The organism is Flavobacterium sp. ov086 (assembly GCF_900187965.1).
Taxonomy (GTDB): Bacteria; Bacteroidota; Bacteroidia; order Flavobacteriales; family Flavobacteriaceae; genus Flavobacterium.
Genome location: NZ_FZNL01000009.1, coordinates 165,822 through 184,964, shown reverse-complemented (window position 1 = coordinate 184,964; position 19,143 = coordinate 165,822). Strand labels below are relative to the sequence as shown.

The 19,143-nt window shown below is 33.3% G+C and carries 14 protein-coding genes; 11 read left to right on the top strand and 3 right to left on the bottom strand.

What is annotated here, in order from left to right; translation table 11 throughout:
• Positions 1-561: 561 nt before the first annotated feature.
• Complete coding sequence (locus CHB81_RS12190; protein WP_089352141.1) at positions 562-1,563, bottom strand: LLM class flavin-dependent oxidoreductase; 1,002 nt, start codon at positions 1,561-1,563, stop codon at positions 562-564.
• A 186-nt stretch (positions 1,564-1,749) separates the two neighbouring features.
• On the opposite strand from CHB81_RS12190, the gene CHB81_RS12185 reads away from it, so the two are divergent.
• From CHB81_RS12185 to CHB81_RS12170, 4 genes are all read left to right on the top strand, one after another.
• Positions 1,750-2,265, top strand: a complete 516-nt coding sequence (locus tag CHB81_RS12185) for a DUF2975 domain-containing protein (RefSeq protein WP_089352140.1) — start codon at positions 1,750-1,752, stop codon at positions 2,263-2,265.
• A 2-nt stretch (positions 2,266-2,267) separates the two neighbouring features.
• Positions 2,268-2,474, top strand: a complete 207-nt coding sequence (locus tag CHB81_RS12180) for a helix-turn-helix transcriptional regulator (RefSeq protein WP_089352139.1) — start codon at positions 2,268-2,270, stop codon at positions 2,472-2,474.
• A gap of 111 nt (positions 2,475-2,585) precedes the next feature.
• Positions 2,586-3,467 carry an ABC transporter ATP-binding protein gene (locus tag CHB81_RS12175; RefSeq protein ID WP_089352138.1) on the top strand — a complete coding sequence of 294 codons (882 nt, stop codon included), beginning with the start codon at positions 2,586-2,588 and terminating at the stop codon, positions 3,465-3,467.
• 4 nt (positions 3,468-3,471) lie between these two features.
• The gene (locus CHB81_RS12170; RefSeq protein WP_141130392.1) at positions 3,472-7,011 is read left to right on the top strand and encodes a M1 family aminopeptidase; all 3,540 of its coding nucleotides are present in this window, start codon (positions 3,472-3,474) and stop codon (positions 7,009-7,011) included.
• 159 nt (positions 7,012-7,170) lie between these two features.
• Here CHB81_RS12170 and CHB81_RS12165 read toward each other — a convergent pair whose 3' ends face one another.
• Positions 7,171-7,407, bottom strand: a complete 237-nt coding sequence (locus tag CHB81_RS12165; protein WP_089352136.1) for a hypothetical protein — start codon at positions 7,405-7,407, stop codon at positions 7,171-7,173.
• A gap of 154 nt (positions 7,408-7,561) precedes the next feature.
• Here CHB81_RS12165 and CHB81_RS12160 point away from each other — a divergent pair, with 154 nt between their 5' ends.
• The gene (locus tag CHB81_RS12160) at positions 7,562-8,353 is read left to right on the top strand and encodes an alpha/beta hydrolase (protein ID WP_089352135.1); all 792 of its coding nucleotides are present in this window, start codon (positions 7,562-7,564) and stop codon (positions 8,351-8,353) included.
• Here CHB81_RS12160 and CHB81_RS12155 read toward each other — a convergent pair.
• Positions 8,345-10,327, bottom strand: coding sequence for a sigma 54-interacting response regulator (locus tag CHB81_RS12155; protein ID WP_089352134.1), 1,983 nt, complete (start codon positions 10,325-10,327; stop codon positions 8,345-8,347). The two genes, CHB81_RS12160 and CHB81_RS12155, sit on opposite strands and share 9 nt — an antisense overlap.
• Before the next feature lie 205 nt (positions 10,328-10,532).
• Between CHB81_RS12155 and CHB81_RS12150 the strand changes: the two genes are divergently transcribed.
• From CHB81_RS12150 to kdpB, 6 genes are all read left to right on the top strand, one after another.
• The gene (locus tag CHB81_RS12150; RefSeq protein ID WP_089352133.1) at positions 10,533-12,965 is read left to right on the top strand and encodes a sensor histidine kinase; all 2,433 of its coding nucleotides are present in this window, start codon (positions 10,533-10,535) and stop codon (positions 12,963-12,965) included.
• Between the two features lie 60 nt (positions 12,966-13,025).
• Positions 13,026-14,366 carry a sigma-54 dependent transcriptional regulator gene (locus tag CHB81_RS12145; protein ID WP_089352132.1) on the top strand — a complete coding sequence of 447 codons (1,341 nt, stop codon included), beginning with the start codon at positions 13,026-13,028 and terminating at the stop codon, positions 14,364-14,366.
• A gap of 289 nt (positions 14,367-14,655) precedes the next feature.
• Complete coding sequence (locus CHB81_RS12140; RefSeq protein WP_089352131.1) at positions 14,656-14,937, top strand: hypothetical protein; 282 nt, start codon at positions 14,656-14,658, stop codon at positions 14,935-14,937.
• Positions 14,938-15,107: 170 nt separating this feature from the next.
• Entirely contained in the window at positions 15,108-15,185 is a 78-nt protein-coding gene (gene kdpF, locus CHB81_RS12135) for a K(+)-transporting ATPase subunit F (RefSeq protein ID WP_072975519.1), read from the top strand.
• A gap of 129 nt (positions 15,186-15,314) precedes the next feature.
• Positions 15,315-17,036: a potassium-transporting ATPase subunit KdpA gene (gene kdpA, locus CHB81_RS12130; RefSeq protein ID WP_089352130.1), complete on the top strand. Its 1,722-nt coding sequence runs from the start codon at positions 15,315-15,317 to the stop codon at positions 17,034-17,036.
• Positions 17,037-17,047: 11 nt separating this feature from the next.
• Positions 17,048-19,081 (top strand): potassium-transporting ATPase subunit KdpB, encoded by a 2,034-nt coding sequence (gene kdpB, locus CHB81_RS12125; RefSeq protein ID WP_089352129.1) that lies wholly within the window; start codon positions 17,048-17,050, stop codon positions 19,079-19,081.
• The last annotated feature ends 62 nt before the right edge of the window (positions 19,082-19,143 follow it).

Sequence of the window (19,143 nt, the reverse complement as noted above, 5' to 3'; positions counted from 1 at the left end):
TTTGTTTAGTTAAACAATGGCTTTTCTTAACTATTTTTAATCTTTTTTATAAGTGGCTGGTATATCGGTTTTTAACTTTTGAAGTTTTCTACCCTTTGTGGGAATTTGGATGTTTTCCGGGGTTTTATGTGGTTTTGCCGCCAAGGCGCTAAGGTTGCTCTTTCTTTTTTTATCAGAGTTATTGGGGTTTGAAAAGTCTCTGAGCTCGTTTCTTTGCTGGTTTTTATCTCGCGCAAAGACGCAAAGGCGCTAAGTTTTCTCTTTTGACGGGTTTGTTTCTTATGAAAACTACTGCCCTAGCCCCGATAGTAACGGAAATCCTTTTGCTTTTTAAAGGAAAAAGCAAAAGATTGTAGTGCATAGCGGGAAATAGCTCCTAATCTTTATTAAATTCCAAAATGCTTCTCCCGAAGCCTCGGGACGCTCAGCTAGACAAATTACTTCTCCTTATATATAGGTGCAAAAATAAACCCGACAGCTTTGGAAAACTGTCGGGTTGTGTGAATTATTTTACTCTTATATATAGTATGCAAAACACACCTTATATATAGGTATAGATAATTAGTTTAAAGCGTCGATTACTTCTTTGGTGATTTGGATGCTTTTTAGTTTTTTCTGATGATCAAAAATTGGACTAGTGACCATTAACTCATCTATTCTTGCGTAATCAATGAACTTTTTAAGATCGACTATTAATTGTTCTTTGTTTCTAGTAAAAGTACAAGCTGTCATTTGATTGACATGAAAACGTTCTTCTTCGCTCATAATATCATCCAGAGACGGAACTGGCGGCTGTAAACCTTTACGATCGTTACGAATCAGGTTAAGGAACATTTGATATAAACTAGTCGATAGAAATTCGGCTTCTTCATTCGTGTCTGCGGCAACGATATTGACACACGCCATTGTTTTTGGCTTGTCTAAAACTGCGGAAGCCTGGAAATTTTCGCGATAAAACTCAAATGCCTGAATCATTTGGCGTGGCGCAAAATGTCCGGCGAATGCATAAGGCAAGCCATAAGCTGCAGCAAGGGCAGCACTTTCCATACTTGAACCTAAAATCCAGATGGGAATATTTGTTCCTTCGGCTGGGAAAGCACGAACTTTTGCTGTGGCATTTTCTACTGAGAAATAATCCTGAAGCTTGGTTACATTTTGTGGAAATCGCTGCGCTTGCTCAAAAAAGTCTTTTCGGATTGCTTCGGCTGTTGGCTGATCTGTTCCCGGTGCTCTACCTAATCCTAAATCAATTCGGTTTGGGTAAAGTGTTTCTAAGGTTCCGAATTGTTCGGCTACTATTAAAGGAGAATGGTTCGGCAACATGATTCCGCCTGAACCTACGCGGATGTTTTTTGTCTGACTGGCGATGTAACCTATCAAGACTACCGTTGCCGAACTGGCCACATGTGCCATATTATGATGTTCAGCCAGCCAAAAACGCTTGTATCCTAATTGATCTGCGAGTTGCGCTATGTCTTTTGTTTTTTGAAATGTTTCGGTAGCATTACTATCTTGTGTAATAATTGCTAGTTCTAATATAGAGACTGAAATTGGGTTTTTCATGAAATTTTTTGATTTGCACAAAATTAATTCATTTATAGAGATGTCTTTTCTTTTCTAGTGTTAATAGAATTATAATGTTTTATTTTATCACTAAAACTATAAGTAATAAGCACTTCTCAATAATTAATTATTGTTTTACGATAATTAATTATACATTTGCAATAACAAAACTAAAATTAAGCGCAAATGAAAACCACTTACTTTGTTTCGAAAATACTATTTTACGTTACGCGATTTCTGTCTATTGTATATTTTACATTATCACTTTATTCTTTGCTAACTTTAAGTACAGGATGGTTTTTGAATTTTCAAGATAATGGAAAGTATTTTCAGATTTATTACCCTTTTACAGAACATCCATTAATGTTGGGCGATTACAATCTTCCTTATATTATTTTTGAATTTCTGTCGCCTTTGAGTCTTTATGGGCTTTTCTTTTTACTGATTAGTAATGTGTTTAAAGTGTTTTTTCAGCCTAAATTATTTACTCAAAATGGTATTAATCACTTAAGGCGATTTTATTTGGTTAATTTATTCTTACCCAGCATTGTTATTTTTCTAGCTTCTATTTTTGTTTCGCTGGATAATGAGGTTTCTATTTTTATTGTTTTACATTTTATGCTTGCAATATTTGCTTATTTTTTAGCCGCTATTTTTAAACAGGGATTAAACCTTCAAAACGAACAAGACTTATTTATATAATCATGCCAATAATTGTAAACGTTGATGTCATGCTTGCCAAACGCAAGATGCAAAGTAAAGAGTTGGCTGAAAAACTAGGAATCACGCCTGCCAATTTATCGATACTTAAAACCGGAAAAGCCAAAGGTATCCGATTTGATACTCTGGAAGCTATTTGTAAAATATTAGATTGCCAGCCTGGTGATATTTTAGAGTACATAACCGAATAAGCCTTTTTTAAATCTCAATTAAAAAAACCGACTCTTTGATGTCGACAGGAATTCTATTGCCTATTTTTTTTCAAAATAATCATTACAATCAATCATTAAATCAATCAAAAAATGAACAGTTTATCAATCAAAAACCTCAGCAAAACGTATGAGAACGGCACACAAGCTCTAAGCAATGTGTCACTGGAAATCACTAACGGAATGTTTGGCTTGTTGGGCCCAAATGGTGCCGGAAAATCAACTTTAATGCGAACAATTGCTGCTTTGCAGGAACCAACTTCCGGAAGCATTGCCTTTAACGGGGTTAATATTCTTGAAAACCCAATGTTTATCAGAGAAAATCTGGGCTATCTGCCTCAGGAATTTGGCGTTTATCCTAAAATTTCGGCGTATCGTTTGTTAGATCATTTGGCGGTTTTAAAGGGAATCGTGAATAAACAGGAAAGATACGATCAGATTATGGCTTTGTTACAGCAAACCAATTTATTGCAACACAAGGATAAAGCGGTTCACTCCTTCTCTGGCGGAATGCGTCAGCGCTTTGGTATTGCACAGGCTTTGCTTGGAAATCCGAAGATTATTATTGTCGACGAACCTACAGCCGGGCTCGATCCTGAAGAACGAAATAGGTTCAACAATCTTTTGAGTGAAATTGGCGAGAGTATTATTGTGCTTTTATCGACTCATATTGTTGAAGATGTTCGCGATCTGTGCACTAGAATGGCTATTATATCGGATGGAAAATTGATTTTGGAAGGGAATCCGAATGAAGCCATTGATTTATTGAAGGGAAAAATTTGGGTGAAAGCGATTTTTAAAACTGAATTAGCAGAATATCAAACCAATTTTAATATTATTTCCTCTAGCTTAAATTCTGGTAAATTGAATATTCATGTTTTTTCAGATCAGCAGCCTGATTCTGATTTCAACTTGATTTCGCCTGATTTAAGCGATGTATACTTTAGTGTTTTGTCTAATCAACTTAAAAGATAACGTTATGCTTTCAAAATTAATTCAATTTGAATGGCATAACAGTACCAGAAACTGGAGCTTTTATGCCACATTTTTAGTTTATTTAGTTTTAGGATTTTTTATGAGTGCTTTTGCCAATTTTTCGTTTTCAGGCGCTTACAAAAACAGTCCCTATGTGCTGACTTACGCCATTGGTTTGATTTCTTTGACCACGATATTCTCAATAACACTTCAAGTTGCTCAGAATTTTATCAAAGAATATGAAACCAAATTCGACACAATTATCTTTACCACTCCTATTTCTAAGTTCCATTATTTAAGCAGTAAATTTATTATTGCTCTTGGAATTGCTGTTGTTTCTTTTGGCGTATTTATCGTTGGAATGCTGATTGGACATTTAATGCCTTGGCTTTCTCAGAATGAAATTGGTCCGTTTTATATCATCAATTATTTATGGCCGTATTTGGTTTTGGTGATTCCGAATATACTTTTATGCCTTTCTATTTTAACAACTTTGGCTTGGTTAACGCGAAGTAAACTTTTAATTTACGTTGGTGGTTTCCTGATTTATATTTTATATATCGCAGGTTCGCTGTTCTCCAACTCTCCTATTTTTGCCAATGCCTCTCCTTCGTCTGCAGCAGCGATGTCTTTTGCAGCCAAAATAGATCCGTTTGGGTTGGCGGCATTTTTAGAGCAAACAAGATATTGGACTTCAATTCAAAAGAATACTAATCTTCTAGAATTATCAGGCAATTTTTTATTGAATAGAATTCTCTGGTTATGCATTTCTTTTCTGTTATTATTTCTTTCTTATAAATTGTTTTCTTTCCGAAAAACGAAAACTAAAAAGCTAAAACCAATTAAGATTAATAAAACTGAACCTCTTTCATTTTCTACAGAAACTCCAAAAAACATCGAATTTAAAACTTTCAGACATAATTTTCTGGTTTTAAAAAGCTTCATTAAAATGGATGTTTCTTTGATTTTAAAAGGAATTCCGTTTCTATTGATTGTTCTTTTATTTTCAGGATTGCTTTTAATTGAAATTTCTGATGAGATTGATGGAGGAATCAGATTGGCACAAAACATTACCAATACAGCTTTGATGATTACTACAATTATGGATCGTTTGCCGTTTATTCTCATTATCATCTTGCTTTTTTATAGCAATGAATTGATAAACCGAAGCGAAACGTCACGATTTGAAATGCTGGAAAACACAACTCCTTATCAACAAACGGTCGTTTTGGTTTCTAAAATCATTTCGCTTTTTACAATTCCGCTTATTATAATTGCTTTGAGTATTTTAATTGGTTGTAGTTTTCAAATCCTTCATGCAAATGCTCCTATAGAATTTGGACTTTATCTTTCGCTATTTTATTATTTGGGTTTACCGATTTTATTGATTTCGATTTTGATCATTTTTATTCAGACTGTTATTCCAAATAAATATTTAGGTCTTTCGGCAGCGACTATTATTATTGTTTTAATAAGTACAGGAATTGGGGAGCAACTCGGGATTTCTCATCCATTATTTAGATTTGGAGGTGCTTTTAAAAGGGAATATTTTGATTTGAATGGTTTCGGAAAATATACTATTCCGTTTCATGTTTCGATGTTATACAATTGCGGATTAGCTTTAATTCTATTAATCTTGACTGGAATATTATGGAAAAGAAATGCTTCTATTCTAAAATCTTTCCGAAGACATTCGTTTAATTCAATTCAGAAAGCGATTTTTACTTTTGGAACTGTTCTTTTTATTGGTTTTGGAAGTTATCTCTTTTATAAAACTAATATTGAATATCCTTATATTACTGAAGTAGATCAAAACAATTGGAGCGAACAATATGAGTTGAAATTTAAAAAATATACCCATTTACCTCAACCTACAATAACTTCCGTTAAAAGTAATGTTGCTTTATTTCCATCTGAAAATCGTTATGAGGTGTCTGGGACGTATGAACTAATCAATAATTCTGAAAAACCAATTGATAGTTTACTCTTATATATAGATCGAAATTCGAAACTAACGTCAATTGAAATTCTGAATGTTAAAAAATTAAGCGATGTTTCTGAATTTAATCATTATTGGTTTCTTTTAGCAAAACCGCTTTTACCAAAGCAAAAAATGGAAATTTCCTTTTCGTTTGAATCAAGTTGGTCACCGTTTAAAGGGCATACTTCTTTTAATTCGATTATAGAAAATGGTTCTTTTATGCGAATGAGTCGTTATTATCCCTCTTTTGGTTATCAGGATTCTAATGAAATTGAAAGTAAAAAAGAACGTTTAAAAAGACAATTGAAGCCTCAAAGTCCGCTAAAAAAATTGGAAGACAAATCGCAAATTCCATACAATTTTATTAATTATGATGCTATTGTTTCTACTTCTCAAAATCAAACTGCAATTGGAGTTGGAGATTTAATTGGAAAATGGACCAAAAACAATCGCAATTATTTTCATTATAAATCACATGGAAAGATTCCGTTTCGGTTTGCATTTTCTTCTGCCGAATATCAAATTCAAAAAACAAGTTATAAAGGAATTGCAATTGAAGTGTATTACGACAAAAGGCATTTTAGAAATGTTCCGAAACTGATAAAAGATCTACAAAATACTTTGGATTATTGTCAAACCAACTTTGGCAAATATCCCTATAAAACGATTCGTTATGCCGAAGTTTCTGCTTTTTCCGATGGTTTTGCTGCAACTTCTTATCCTTCGACGGTTTATATGAAAGAGAATTTCGGTTTTTACAGTGATTTAAATCATCGTGACAAGGAAGATGTTATCAATCAATTAACGGCGCATGAATTGTCGCATGAATGGTGGGGAAATGCACAAATTAGTCCGGAGCAAAAAGAAGGAAGCTGGATTTTGACCGAAACTTTAGCACAATATACTGAGCTGATGCTTTATGAAAAAGAACATGGTTTAGAGAAAGGTCTGGAAACTTTAAAAATTCATCTCGACTTGTATTTAAGCAGCCGAAGTTATGATCCTGAAACGCCTCTTTATAAAACAAATTATGACACTCCGCATTTACCATATGATAAAGGAATGCTTGTAATGCATCAATTGCGAATGTTAACAGGAGAGAAAACGGTGAATTTAGCTTTACAGCATTTCTTAACTCATTATAAGTATCCAAATCAAATTCCGGATTCTGAAGATTTACTGAATGAGATTTATTTGGTAACGGATCAAAAACTACATTATAAACTAGATGAAATGTTCAAACAAATTATTACATATTCGTCTAATGTTGTTTCGGTTGAAAGCAATAAAAAGAATGGTTTTTATGAAGTTTCGTTTAAAGTCAATTCTGAAAAATATGCTGAGAATTCGACCGGAAAACGAAAGCTGATCAAAAACGATTCTGTAATAGATATTGGTGTTTATGATGAAAACGGAAAATTATTTTCTTATCCGTTTCCGATAAAAGATAATTCAGTTAAAGGAAAAATTAAACTCAAAACCAAACCTCAACTTATTGTTATTGATCCTTATTTGAAGAATATCGATACTTTTTATAAAGACAACCAAAAGGAAATTAATTAAAAGTTTTTTTGCCAGGAATTTCAAGAATTTTCCCGAATTATTTTTTGCCACAGATTAGAATGATTCTCACAGATTTATTATTAATTTTATTAAATCTGTCGAATGCTGCTAAACAGAAATTAGATAAAATTCTTGAAATTCCTGGCAAAAAAACTATTCTTACTTCAACTGAATCGTAATTAATTTATGATTGGTTTTTCCGTCGCTTGAAACTTTAAAATCTGGTGAATTAGATTCTATTTTAAGATTTGAATTGTTTGCTGAGCCAAAAAAATTCCGTTGATAAGGAGAAAAGAAATCAATAAAAACGTTTTCATTTGGGCTTGCGGTATTTTCATTTGAAATATCTGATTTAGAGTCTCTAAAGATACATTTCTTTGAAAAATTATGTTCCAAAAAATGATATTTCAATAGTTTAAAATTGCATTTAACGATATATAATAATTCTTATTGTACAAAATGCAAGGAGTTCTTTTATAATCAATACTTTACAAATAAGGCATGTAGTTTGTTATTTTCTAAATATTCAAAAAATCTCAAACCACTTATTATGTACCTATCTAATACAAAAACCATTGTGTTTATTACGGGAGCATTTGTGAGCCATTCTTGCTGGCAGGAATGGATAGTTTTTTTTGAAAATAAGGGCTATAAAACTGTTGCGCCACCATGGCCGTACAAAAATGAATTGGCAGAAACTTTAAGAAGTGATCATCCAAATTCTAAAATTGCTCAACTGCGATTAAAAATCTTAATTGATTACTATACTGAAATTATCGAAAAACTGTCTGAAAAACCCATCCTAATTGGGCATTCTTACGGAGGTCTTTTGACCCAATTATTAATTCACAAAAAATTAGCCGCCACAGGAGTATGCATTCATTCTTTTCCTCCAAGAGGTGTTATCACAACAAGATTCTCTTTTTATAAAGCAATATGGAAACCTTTGAGCTTTTTTTCTTCTACAAAAAAGACGCATTTAATGTCCTTTAAAGAATGGCAATATGCTTTTACAAACGGAATGTCTTTTGAGGAACAAAAAGAATCTTATGAAAAATTGATGATTCCGGAATCTAAACAAGTAATACGTGATGTATTATCAAATTCAGCTAAAATTAATTTTAAAAAAGCCCACGTTCCAATACTTTTTTTATCGGGATCTAATGACAATATTATACCATCATCACTCAATTATTCTAATTTTAAGAAATACAAAAACGTGCATTCTATAACGTGTTATAAAGAATTTGAAAATAGGAACCATTTTGTTCTAGGACAATTGGACTGGAAAGAAACTGCTGATTTTATTGTCAATTGGCTGGAGAAAATCAGTTTAATTTAATTCTCTTTTGATTTCCAGTTTTTTGATTTTTGAATTTAATGTTGAAGGATGTATGTCCAGAATTTCTGCTGCACCACCAGTTCCTGATATTTTTCCGTTGCACTTTTTCAGGATGTACAAAATATAATCTCTTTCGTTTTCCAGAATAGTTTTGATCGAAAATGACTCGTTTACCTGATCAGGATGCATTTTTGAAGATGACGAAAATTCGATTTCTTTAATTGTGTTCCCGTCCGTCAATAAAATTGCGCGTTGTATCACATGTTCTAATTCTCTAATATTTCCCGGCCAGTTGTAATTCATGATTTGCTGTAAAGCATCTTCTGAAAATACAGGAGCTTTTCGCCCCATTTTCTCACTATAAACCTGAGTAAAATAGTTTGCTAATTCCGGAATATCTTCTTTTCGTTTTTTTAATGGCGGAACTAAGATTGGAAAAACATGCAGACGATAATACAAATCCATTCTAAATCGTCCGGCAGCAACTTCCTCTTCTAAGTTTTTATTGGTGGCGGCAATAATTCTAACATCAACTTTTAGAGGTGCTTTTCCACCAATACGTTCGATTTCTCTTTCCTGCAAAACGCGCAATAGTTTAACCTGAAGTTCTAATGGCATTTCTCCTATTTCATCTAAAAAAATAGTTCCACGATCGGCCAATTCAAATTTACCAATTCGTCTGTCTAAAGCTCCGGTAAAAGCACCTCTTTCGTGTCCGAAAAGCAATGATTCTGCAAGATTTTCAGGAATGGCCCCACAATTTATAATGACCAAGGGTTTGTCTTTTCGAGGAGAAAGTGCATGAATACTTTGAGCGATTTTCTCTTTTCCTGTTCCGCTTTCGCCCAAAACTAAAACGGAAGTATCTGAAGGAGCTACTTTTCTAATATGGTCAAAAACAGTTATCATCTGACTGCTGTTTCCTATTATTCCCTCAAAGCCAATTATTCTTTTTTCAGAAGCTGAACTTTTACTTATTGTTTCTTTTTTTACTTTTTCACCCATATTCAAAACTTCTCCTGAATTGGCTTTATTGATAAACTGGATTAAATTATTCTCTAAATTTGATAGCAGTTTTAAATTTTCACCTGAATATATATTAAAATTTCTACTGTAAAAAGTAAAATAAAATTTTTGAGCTGATGCGATTGTAATTGGGAAAACCAAATACGATTTGATTCCGAAATTATGAGCAATTAAACTTTTTATTGGTGCTTCCTGAAAATTATTAATCAAAGATTCTTCGCTATATATAATAGGCTTTGCATCAGGTTTTGATTTTTTATAAGTCTCATTTAATTCTTTTACCGAAACATCTGCTATTTTAGATAGTTTTTCGGGACTTATAATCTGGTAATCGTCTATGTTTTTACGTATAATACCCAAATTGTCATAACTTTTCGTATTCAGAAAACCAACTTCTAAGTAATCAAACGAAATAAAGGATTGTATTTTTTTTGCCAACAATAACAATGCATCTTCCCATTTCAAATCAGAATTTACAATTTCATTGATACCATTCTGAAGTTGTAATTGCTGCATCAACTGCGATTCTAAACTATATTCCTGACGATAAAAAGCAATCTCAAGCGTGGTTAAAACATCTTGCTCTCTAAAAGGTTTTACGATAAATCCGTATGGTTGTGTCGTTTTTGCCTGATCTAAAATACTTTTGCTGGAATTGGCCGAAATAAAAATGAATCCAATATGCTTTTCTTTTAAAATCTGAGCCAATTCGATTCCGTTTCGGGTTCCTTTTAGCATAATATCCAAAAAGACCAAATCAGGTTTTTCGCTTTCAATTTGTTCTAATGCCTTATCAACAGAACGTGCAATTCCAGTCACTTCATAATTTGCTTTTTCGAGTATTAATTGCAAATCATGCGCTTCAATAAATTGATCTTCAACAATTAAAATTCGCTTTTTAAATGTTGTTTTAGATACATTATTTATTCCGCCGGAATTCGTTTTCATAATTATAGCGTTTTGGCATTATATTAATCTTATATATTGGCATAAAATTAGTTAATTTTATGAAGCAAAACCTTAATTTCTTTAAATTTAAATCATAAAAAAACGCTTTTATGTGGATTTTACTGATATTGTTCAAAACACTTAAAAGCCTTTATTTTATATTTGTTTACCACAAGACCTTAACAAATTTAATCCTGAGCAAAATATGAAACAATTCTATTTTTTATATTTTTTATTCTTTCTCATATTTCAATCCTGGGCACAAACTTCGCCTTCAGTAACTAAATATGACTTAAAGAAAAAAAGGCTTTTGATTCAGGCTTCTTCCATCTATTTATACAACTCAAATCAGGGTGCAATTGATGTAGACAGTTCTGTTGTTTTGGCTTGCAAAGCTTATAAATTACCGGTTTCTTTAGCTTACGACGAAGGATTTAATGATGGTTCTTATTTAATTGGAAAGGATTTAATCGAAAAAGGAGATACTAATTCGGTAAAACGTCTTCTGGCAAAATCAAAAGGTGAGGATCAAATTAAACTATTGATGCAATTAGGTAACTTTTACCTTTTTAAGCCGGGAACAAAACCAGAAGATTTACAAAATGCCTTCTTATATATCAAAAAAGCAGTTGATGCAAGTAATTTCCTTAAACTAAAAAATTGGCAACATCAAAGTTTATTGTTGTTAGGCAAGTATTATTTTCAAGCAAATAATCAACCCGAAGGAAAAAAATACTTCTCTCAAGTTATTAATGAATGTCGAAAACAGAATGATAAACTTGGCCTTGCAGATGCTCTCGATGCATATGGAACTCTATTGTCTAATTTCGATCCTGAAAAAGAGAAAACACTTCAGGAAGCCATTTCTCTTTATGCCACATTGGGATTAGAAGAAAAAAGAATAGAAAACTACATGAAAATTACCACCATCTATTTTTGGACGGGAAGAATCGATGAGGCTAAAAAAAGATTGTATCAAAATTTAATCGATTTGAAAAAAATTGGTTTCACACACCAGCAATTTGCAGAAACAACCATTGTATTTATCGAATTGAATCAGCGTAACTTAAAAAGCGCTTTGTACTATGCCCTAAAAACTATAAAAAGGATGGATGCTGAAAAAGATTATACTTTAGGCGATATTTTTTACATGCGTTTGGGAGATGTATACAATACAATGGGACATAGTGAGGAAGCATTGGAACTGTATAAAAAAAGTATCGAAATAGGGCAGCAAACTTTAAATAGCGGTACCTGGTATAAAAGCTTTTTTAGTGCTGTTACAGCTCTATCCTTAAAGGGAAAAAATAAAGAAGCTCTTGATTATATTAATTCAATGACTGCACAATATCCGCCAAAAATTGTTTTTGATAAAATGTCTGTTGCTTTCATTAAAGCTAATTGTTATAATGGTCTGAAGAATAACGCACAAACCGAAAAATATTTTAAGGAAATGGACTATTATGCACAACAGTTAACTGCTCCTGAAACCTTTAGAGAAATTGTTTATGAATATACTTTGATGGCTTTGTTTTATGCTAATACAAATCGCCCACAAAAGGCCAAATTCTATACTGATAAAGTCTATACACTTTGTAAAGCCAATAATAAAACCTACAATTCAGAAGTGTTTCAGATTTTATTGTTCAAAACAGATTCTATTAACGGGAATTATAAAGGTGCTTTAACACATTTCCAAAATTACAAAAAGCTGAGTGACTCAATTATTGGCAACACTAAGAATAAACAAATCGAAGAGTTAAAAATTGAATATGAGACTAAAAATAAAGAAGAAAAAATCAAGCTTTTAAACGATCAGTCGAAATTGCAGGAGAGTGAATTACAAAAATCAAAACTCTTGAATACTTTATCGATTTGGAGTTTGATTTTACTGCTAATTACGATTGGTTTGCTGTATAATCGATATCGTCTAAAACAACGAAATCATGCTAAACTTGAAATAAAAGAAAAAGAAATCAAACATAAAAATGCTAATCTTAGACATTTACTCCATGAAAAAGAATGGCTTTTGAAAGAAATTCATCATCGTGTAAAAAATAATCTTCAAACCGTAATAAGTTTATTAAACTCACAATCGGCTTATTTGGATAATGATGTGGCGTTATCAGCGATAAAAAACAGTCAGCATCGAATTCATTCCATGTCTCTGATTCATCAAAAATTGTATAATTCTGAGAATATTTCGACGATAAATATGCCAAATTATATCAGAGAATTGATCGAATATTTGAAAGAATCCTTCAATCTTGGGCAAAGAATTCGGTTCGAAATAAAAATAGATCCTTTAGAGTTAGATGTTGCACAAGCAGTTCCGCTTGGACTTATTTTGAACGAAGCTATTACCAATTCAATCAAATATGCTTTTCCAGAGGATCGAAGCGGAATGATTTTTATTACTCTTGAAGCAACTACAGAAAATCGATATTTATTGACAATATCTGATAACGGAATTGGTATTGATGCAGATTTTAGCAGTAAGAAAATCAATTCGTTCGGGATGAGTTTAATAAAAGGTTTGAGTGATGATCTGGATGCTGAATTTTCAATGGAAAACAATAACGGAACGATTTTGAAAATTGAATTTTCACAAGAATTTCCAATCAATCAAAAAAGTTGAATGATTTAAAACCTAAATTTGTATCTCGAAAACAAATTTCGATTCAAGACTTTCCCTCAAATGACACATAAAATTTTAATTATAGACGACGAAGAAAAGCTCAGAAGTCTGTTGGCACGAATTATAAAATCAGAAGGATTTGAAGTTTTTGAAGCCAAAGATTTGAAATCTGGTTTTAAGAAACTCGAACAAACAGATATTGATGTTGTTTTATGTGATGTAAAATTGCCTGACGGAAATGGTGTAGATTTTCTGCAGAATATAAAAGGAAGTTTTCCATTAATTGAAGTTATTTTATTGACTGCTTTTGGGAATATTCCGGATGGTGTTCAAGCCATGAAAAATGGTGCTTTTGATTATATCGTAAAAGGCGATGATAACGACAAAATTATTCCGCTTTTATACAAAGCCGTCGAAAAAGCGCATTTGCAGAAAAAAGTGCAGCAATTAGAAAAACGTATTGGCGATAAATATTCCTTCAATACTATTATTGGAAAATCAAAAGGAATCGAACAAGTTATTGATCTTGCCAAAAAAGTCGCCAAAACCGATTCAACTGTTTTGCTTACCGGCGAAACCGGAACCGGAAAAGAAGTTTTTGCTCAAGCTATTCACGAGAACAGCAATCGTGTTGGAAAATCCTTCGTGGCTTTAAACTGCAGTACTTTCAGTAAAGAAATTCTCGAAAGTGAACTATTCGGACACAAACAAGGTGCTTTTACCGGAGCCTTAAAAGATAAAAAAGGTTTTATTGAAGAAGCCAATGGCGGAACTTTATTCCTTGATGAAATTGGAGAAATGCCAATAGAGTTACAGGCAAAATTACTCCGTGTTTTAGAAACCAGCGAATATATCCCGATTGGTGATACAACTCCAAAAAAATCAAATTTCAGATTAATTGCCGCAACAAACAGAGATTTAAAAATAGAAAGTGAGGAACACCGTTTTCGTTCTGACTTATATTTTCGTTTGAATATTTTCGAAATTACACTTCCGCCTTTACGCGAAAGAATAAAAGATATTGGTCCACTTACTCATTCATTTGTCAAACAATTTTCTGAAAAAACGAATAAAAAAACCTTAGATATTGCTGATGATTTTCTTCAGAAACTAGAAAATTATTCATGGCCGGGAAACATCCGTGAACTTAAAAATGTTATCGAAAGATCTGTAATATTAAGCAACGGCACGATTTTAACTTCAGATGTTTTGCCTTACGAAATGCAGCATCAACCTGAAAAACCAACAAAGTCTATGTCGGCTTTCTCTATGCAAAGTGTGGAAAAACTTCATATTCAGAAGGTTTTAAACTATACGAAAGGTAATAAAGCAGAAACGGCCAGATTGTTGGAAATTGGTATTGCTACTTTATATCGAAAGTTAGAAGAATATAACTTATAGCACGATCCTGCAAGGTTTTGAAAACCTTGCAGGTATTCTAATTCCTCAAAACTGTTCGTATATAGATTATTTAAAATTTAAACCTGCAAGGTTTTGAAAACCTTGCAGGATCGTTAATAGCTGAGACAACCTTATCATTTCAATAAAAGCTTATCATTTTGATAGGCTTTTTTTATGCCTGATTTTTGGCATAAAACTACATTCCTTTTATTTACAACACTTTAGCACCACTCTTATTTTTTCGGAACATATTTTGGCATAAGTGAGATGAACAAAAAAATTCATTCTCATGAAAAATCAAGTCACCTCAATCTACAAACAAGCTGAACGCTTTGCCGAAATTACCAAAAAATCTATCATTTCCGGTAATATCGTAAGAGCAAAAAAATGTCTGGCACTTGCTGAACGTTTATTTATTACCGGAAGTATCGAAACTAAAAATGCCATTTCTAATGTGTACGTTTTCTCGGTTTCTTCTTTTATGGAAGTACGTCACTGTAATATTTCACATCTGTTTCCTCAAACGCTTAAAGCGGAATATATCAAACAAATTAATACATCAGGCGTATAAAAGTTTAATCGGTTAAATGTTTAATTGTTTAATCGGCTAGCAATCTGAAATCGTAAGTCTAAAATCTAAAATAAAAATCCATGTTAATCACTTTCCTTTTACTCGCATTGGCAGTTTTGCTTTTTGCCATTTGTTTTAAATCAGTTGAATTTTTTGAAAAAATCTAAATCATGACTGCACTATTTATTATTTCGATCGCCGTTTTTGGCTATTTGGTTTATGTATTAATCAAACCTGAAAAATTTTAAAAAATGAAAAAGTCACAATCAAGAAAAATGCAAATAGTATATGCGTGTGTGGCTTGGTCATTAGCCTTTATAATACTTATTATGTTTTTATAAAAGCTCCAATTTTATTTAATTTCTAACAAACAAAATATGAACACAGAGTTATTTGGCGTCATCAGTATTTTTATCATTACGATAGTTTTAGCCATTCCAATAGGAAAATATATTGCTAAAGTTTATTTGGGTGATAAAACATTGTTTGACCCAATTTTCAATCCAATTGAAAAATTTATTTTTAAAATCAGCGGCATCAATTCCACTGAAGAAATGAACTGGAAACAACACTTAAAAGCACTTTTAGGTATAAATATGGTTTGGTTCTTTCTTTGCTTTTTTGTTTTACTGTTTCAAGGATCATTGTTTTTAAATCCCGATAACAACCCGTCTATGAGTCCTGATTTGGCTTTTAATACTGCCATTTCATTTGTCGTAAATTGTAATTTACAGCATTACTCAGGCGAAAGCGGCGTTTCTTACTTGTCACAAATGTTCTTAATGTTCCTGCAATTTGTTTCTGCTGGTGTTGGAATGGCAGCTGCAGCAATGATTTTTACTGCAATGAAAGAAAGAACTACGGATAAACTGGGTAACTTTTACAATTATTTCATCAAAAGCTGTACACGTATTTTATTACCACTTTCTACTATTGTAGCAGTTGCTCTATTATTTAGCGGAACTCCTATGACGTTTGAAGGAAAAGATGCTATCACAACTTTACAAGGTGATCATGTAGAAGTTTCTCGCGGACCCGCAGCGGCATTTATCGCTATTAAACATATTGGTACAAATGGTGGTGGTTTTTTTGGAGCCAACTCGGCGCATCCTTTAGAGAACCCAACTTATTTTACTAACGCGGTTGAATTATGGGCGCAATTAATTGTTCCGTTTGCCATGATTTTTGCTTTAGGTTTTTATCTAAAGAAAAAGAAATTATCCTATGTGATTTTTGGAGTCATGACGCTTGGATTTCTATTACTGGTCATTCCAACAGTTATTAGCGAAATCAACGGAAATCCTGCTATTGAAAAAATGGGAATCTCCCAAGCAACCGGAGCCATGGAAGGAAAAGAGGTTCGGTTTGGTCCAGCGATTTCAGGTTTTTGGAGTATTGCCACAACCGTAATTTCTACAGGTTCTGTAAATAGTATGCACGATAGTTCAATGCCAGTTTCCGGTGCTATGGAATTGCTTGCCATGATGGTCAATGCCTTTTATGGCGGCTGCGGAGTTGGTATTCTTAACTTCTATGTTTTCATTATTCTGGCTGTATTTATCTCTGGATTAATGGTAGGTCGAACACCTGAGTTTTTAGGTAAGAAAATCGAAGCGCGGGAAGTTAAAATTGCTGCTTTTATTGCTATCCTTCACCCTTTATTAATATTAGCAGGAACAGCTTTCGCTTCTTATTTTGCTGCAAATGATACCGCAATGGGTTACTGGTTTAGCGGAAATGCGACTGGCTGGTTAAACAATCCCGGTCATCATGGATTCTCAGAAATGTTATATGAATATACTTCAAGCGCTGCTAATAACGGTTCTGGTTTTGAAGGTTTAGGAGATAACAATCCGTTCTGGAATATCACTACAGGAATTGTGTTACTATTGAGCCGTTTCATTCCTATCGTTGGGCCGTTGGCAATCGCAGGATTATTGGCTAATAAAAAATACATTCCGGAAAGTGCCGGAACTTTAAAAACTGACACTTCTATTTTTGGAGTAATGGTGTTTGCTGTAATTGCAATTATTGCTGCCTTATCATTCTTCCCAGCGTTGGCTTTAGGTCCATTGGCAGAATATTTTACCTTAAAATAATATAAAAGAAAATGACTAATAATAAATCCAATTCATTATTTGAAAGCAAACAGGTAAAAGAAGCTTTAGTGCAATCTTTTGTGAAGCTTAATCCAAAAATGATGATCAAAAATCCGGTAATGTTTACCGTAGAAATAGGAACTGCCATTATGTTTGCCGTTTGTATTTCCATTTTAATGGGAGCAAGTGATCAAGGCAGTTTTATCTATAATTTAATTGTATTTCTAATTTTACTTGCAACACTTTTGTTTGCCAATTTTGCCGAAGCAATCGCCGAAGCAAGAGGGAAAGCTCAAGCGGATAGTTTAAGAAAAACACGTGAAGAAACTCCGGCAAGACAAATTTTACCTAACGGAGAAATCAAAAACATCAGTTCATCTGAATTGAAGAAAGGAGATATTTTCGTTTGTGAATCAGGAGATCTAATTGCAACAGATGGTGAAATTATCGAAGGTTTAGCCACTATTGACGAAAGTGCGATTACTGGAGAAAGTGCTCCTGTAATTCGGGAAGCCGGAGGTGATAAATCATCTGTAACCGGAGGAACAAAAGTGCTATCTGACAAAATTAAAGTAATTGTAACTTCTGAGCCTGGCGAAAGTTTCTTGGATAAAATGATTGCTTTGGTTGAAGGTGCAAGCCGTCAGAAAACACCAAACGAAATTGCCTTGACTATTTTATTAGCCGCGTTTACTTTAATCTTCGTGATTGTGTGCGTTACGCTAAAACCGTTTGCCGACTATGCAAATGCACCCATCACGATCGCGGCTTTTATCTCATTATTTGTTTGTTTGATTCCAACTACAATTGGAGGTTTACTTTCAGCAATTGGTATTGCAGGAATGGACAGAGCGTTGCGTGCCAACGTAATTACAAAATCCGGAAAAGCAGTAGAAACTGCCGGAGATATTGATGTATTGCTTTTGGATAAAACTGGAACAATCACAATTGGAAACCGAAAAGCAACAAATTTCTACCCTGCAAAAGGAGTTTCTGAAGAAGATTTTATAAAATCTGCTGTATTGAGTTCATTAGCAGATGATACTCCGGAAGGGAAAAGTATCGTGGAATTGGCTGGAGCCGAAACTGCCAATAAATTATCAATTGAAGGTGCTACTTTAATAAAATTTACCGCAGAAACCAGAACTTCCGGAGTTATTTTAAAAGACGGAACCAATATTAGAAAAGGGGCTCAGGATGCTGCAAAAAATATTGCACTTCAAGCCGGAAACTCTTTCCCTGAAGATATTGCCCAAAAAGTAATTGATATTTCGTCTAAAGGAGGAACGCCATTAGTGGTTATTAAAAACAATCAGGTTCAAGGTGTTATCGAATTACAGGATATCATTAAAACAGGAATGAAAGAACGTTTTGACCGTTTGAGAAAAATGGGTGTAAAAACGGTGATGGTTACAGGAGATAACCCTCTAACAGCTAAGTTTATTGCCGAAGCTGCCGGTGTTGATGATTTTATTGCCGAAGCAAAACCTGAGGACAAAATGAATTACATCAAAAACGAGCAAAACCTTGGTAAACTTGTTGCTATGATGGGTGACGGAACGAATGATGCTCCTGCCCTAGCTCAAGCAAATGTGGGTGTTGCCATGAACAGCGGAACTCAAGCTGCTAAAGAAGCCGGAAACATGGTCGATCTTGACAATGATCCAACGAAATTAATTGAGATTATCGAAATTGGTAAACAGCTTTTAATGACTCGCGGAACTTTAACTACTTTTTCTATTGCAAATGACGTTGCGAAATATTTTGCTATTGTTCCTGCTCTTTTTATTACTGCGATTCCTGCGCTTGAAGGATTGAATATCATGCGTTTGCATAGCCCTGAAAGTGCTATTTTATCAGCAGTAATTTTCAACGCTATTATCATTCCTATCCTGATTCCGCTTGCGCTGAGAGGTGTTGATTATAAACCAATCGGAGCTAGTGCAATCCTTAAAAGAAACCTGTTGATTTATGGTTTAGGCGGATTGATTGTCCCTTTTATCGGAATTAAATTAATTGATTTACTGGTTACCTTATTTATGTAAATATTAAGCTTCTGAGGTTCTAAGTCGCTATCCCGAAACTTCGGGACTAAGTTTTTTTCTTA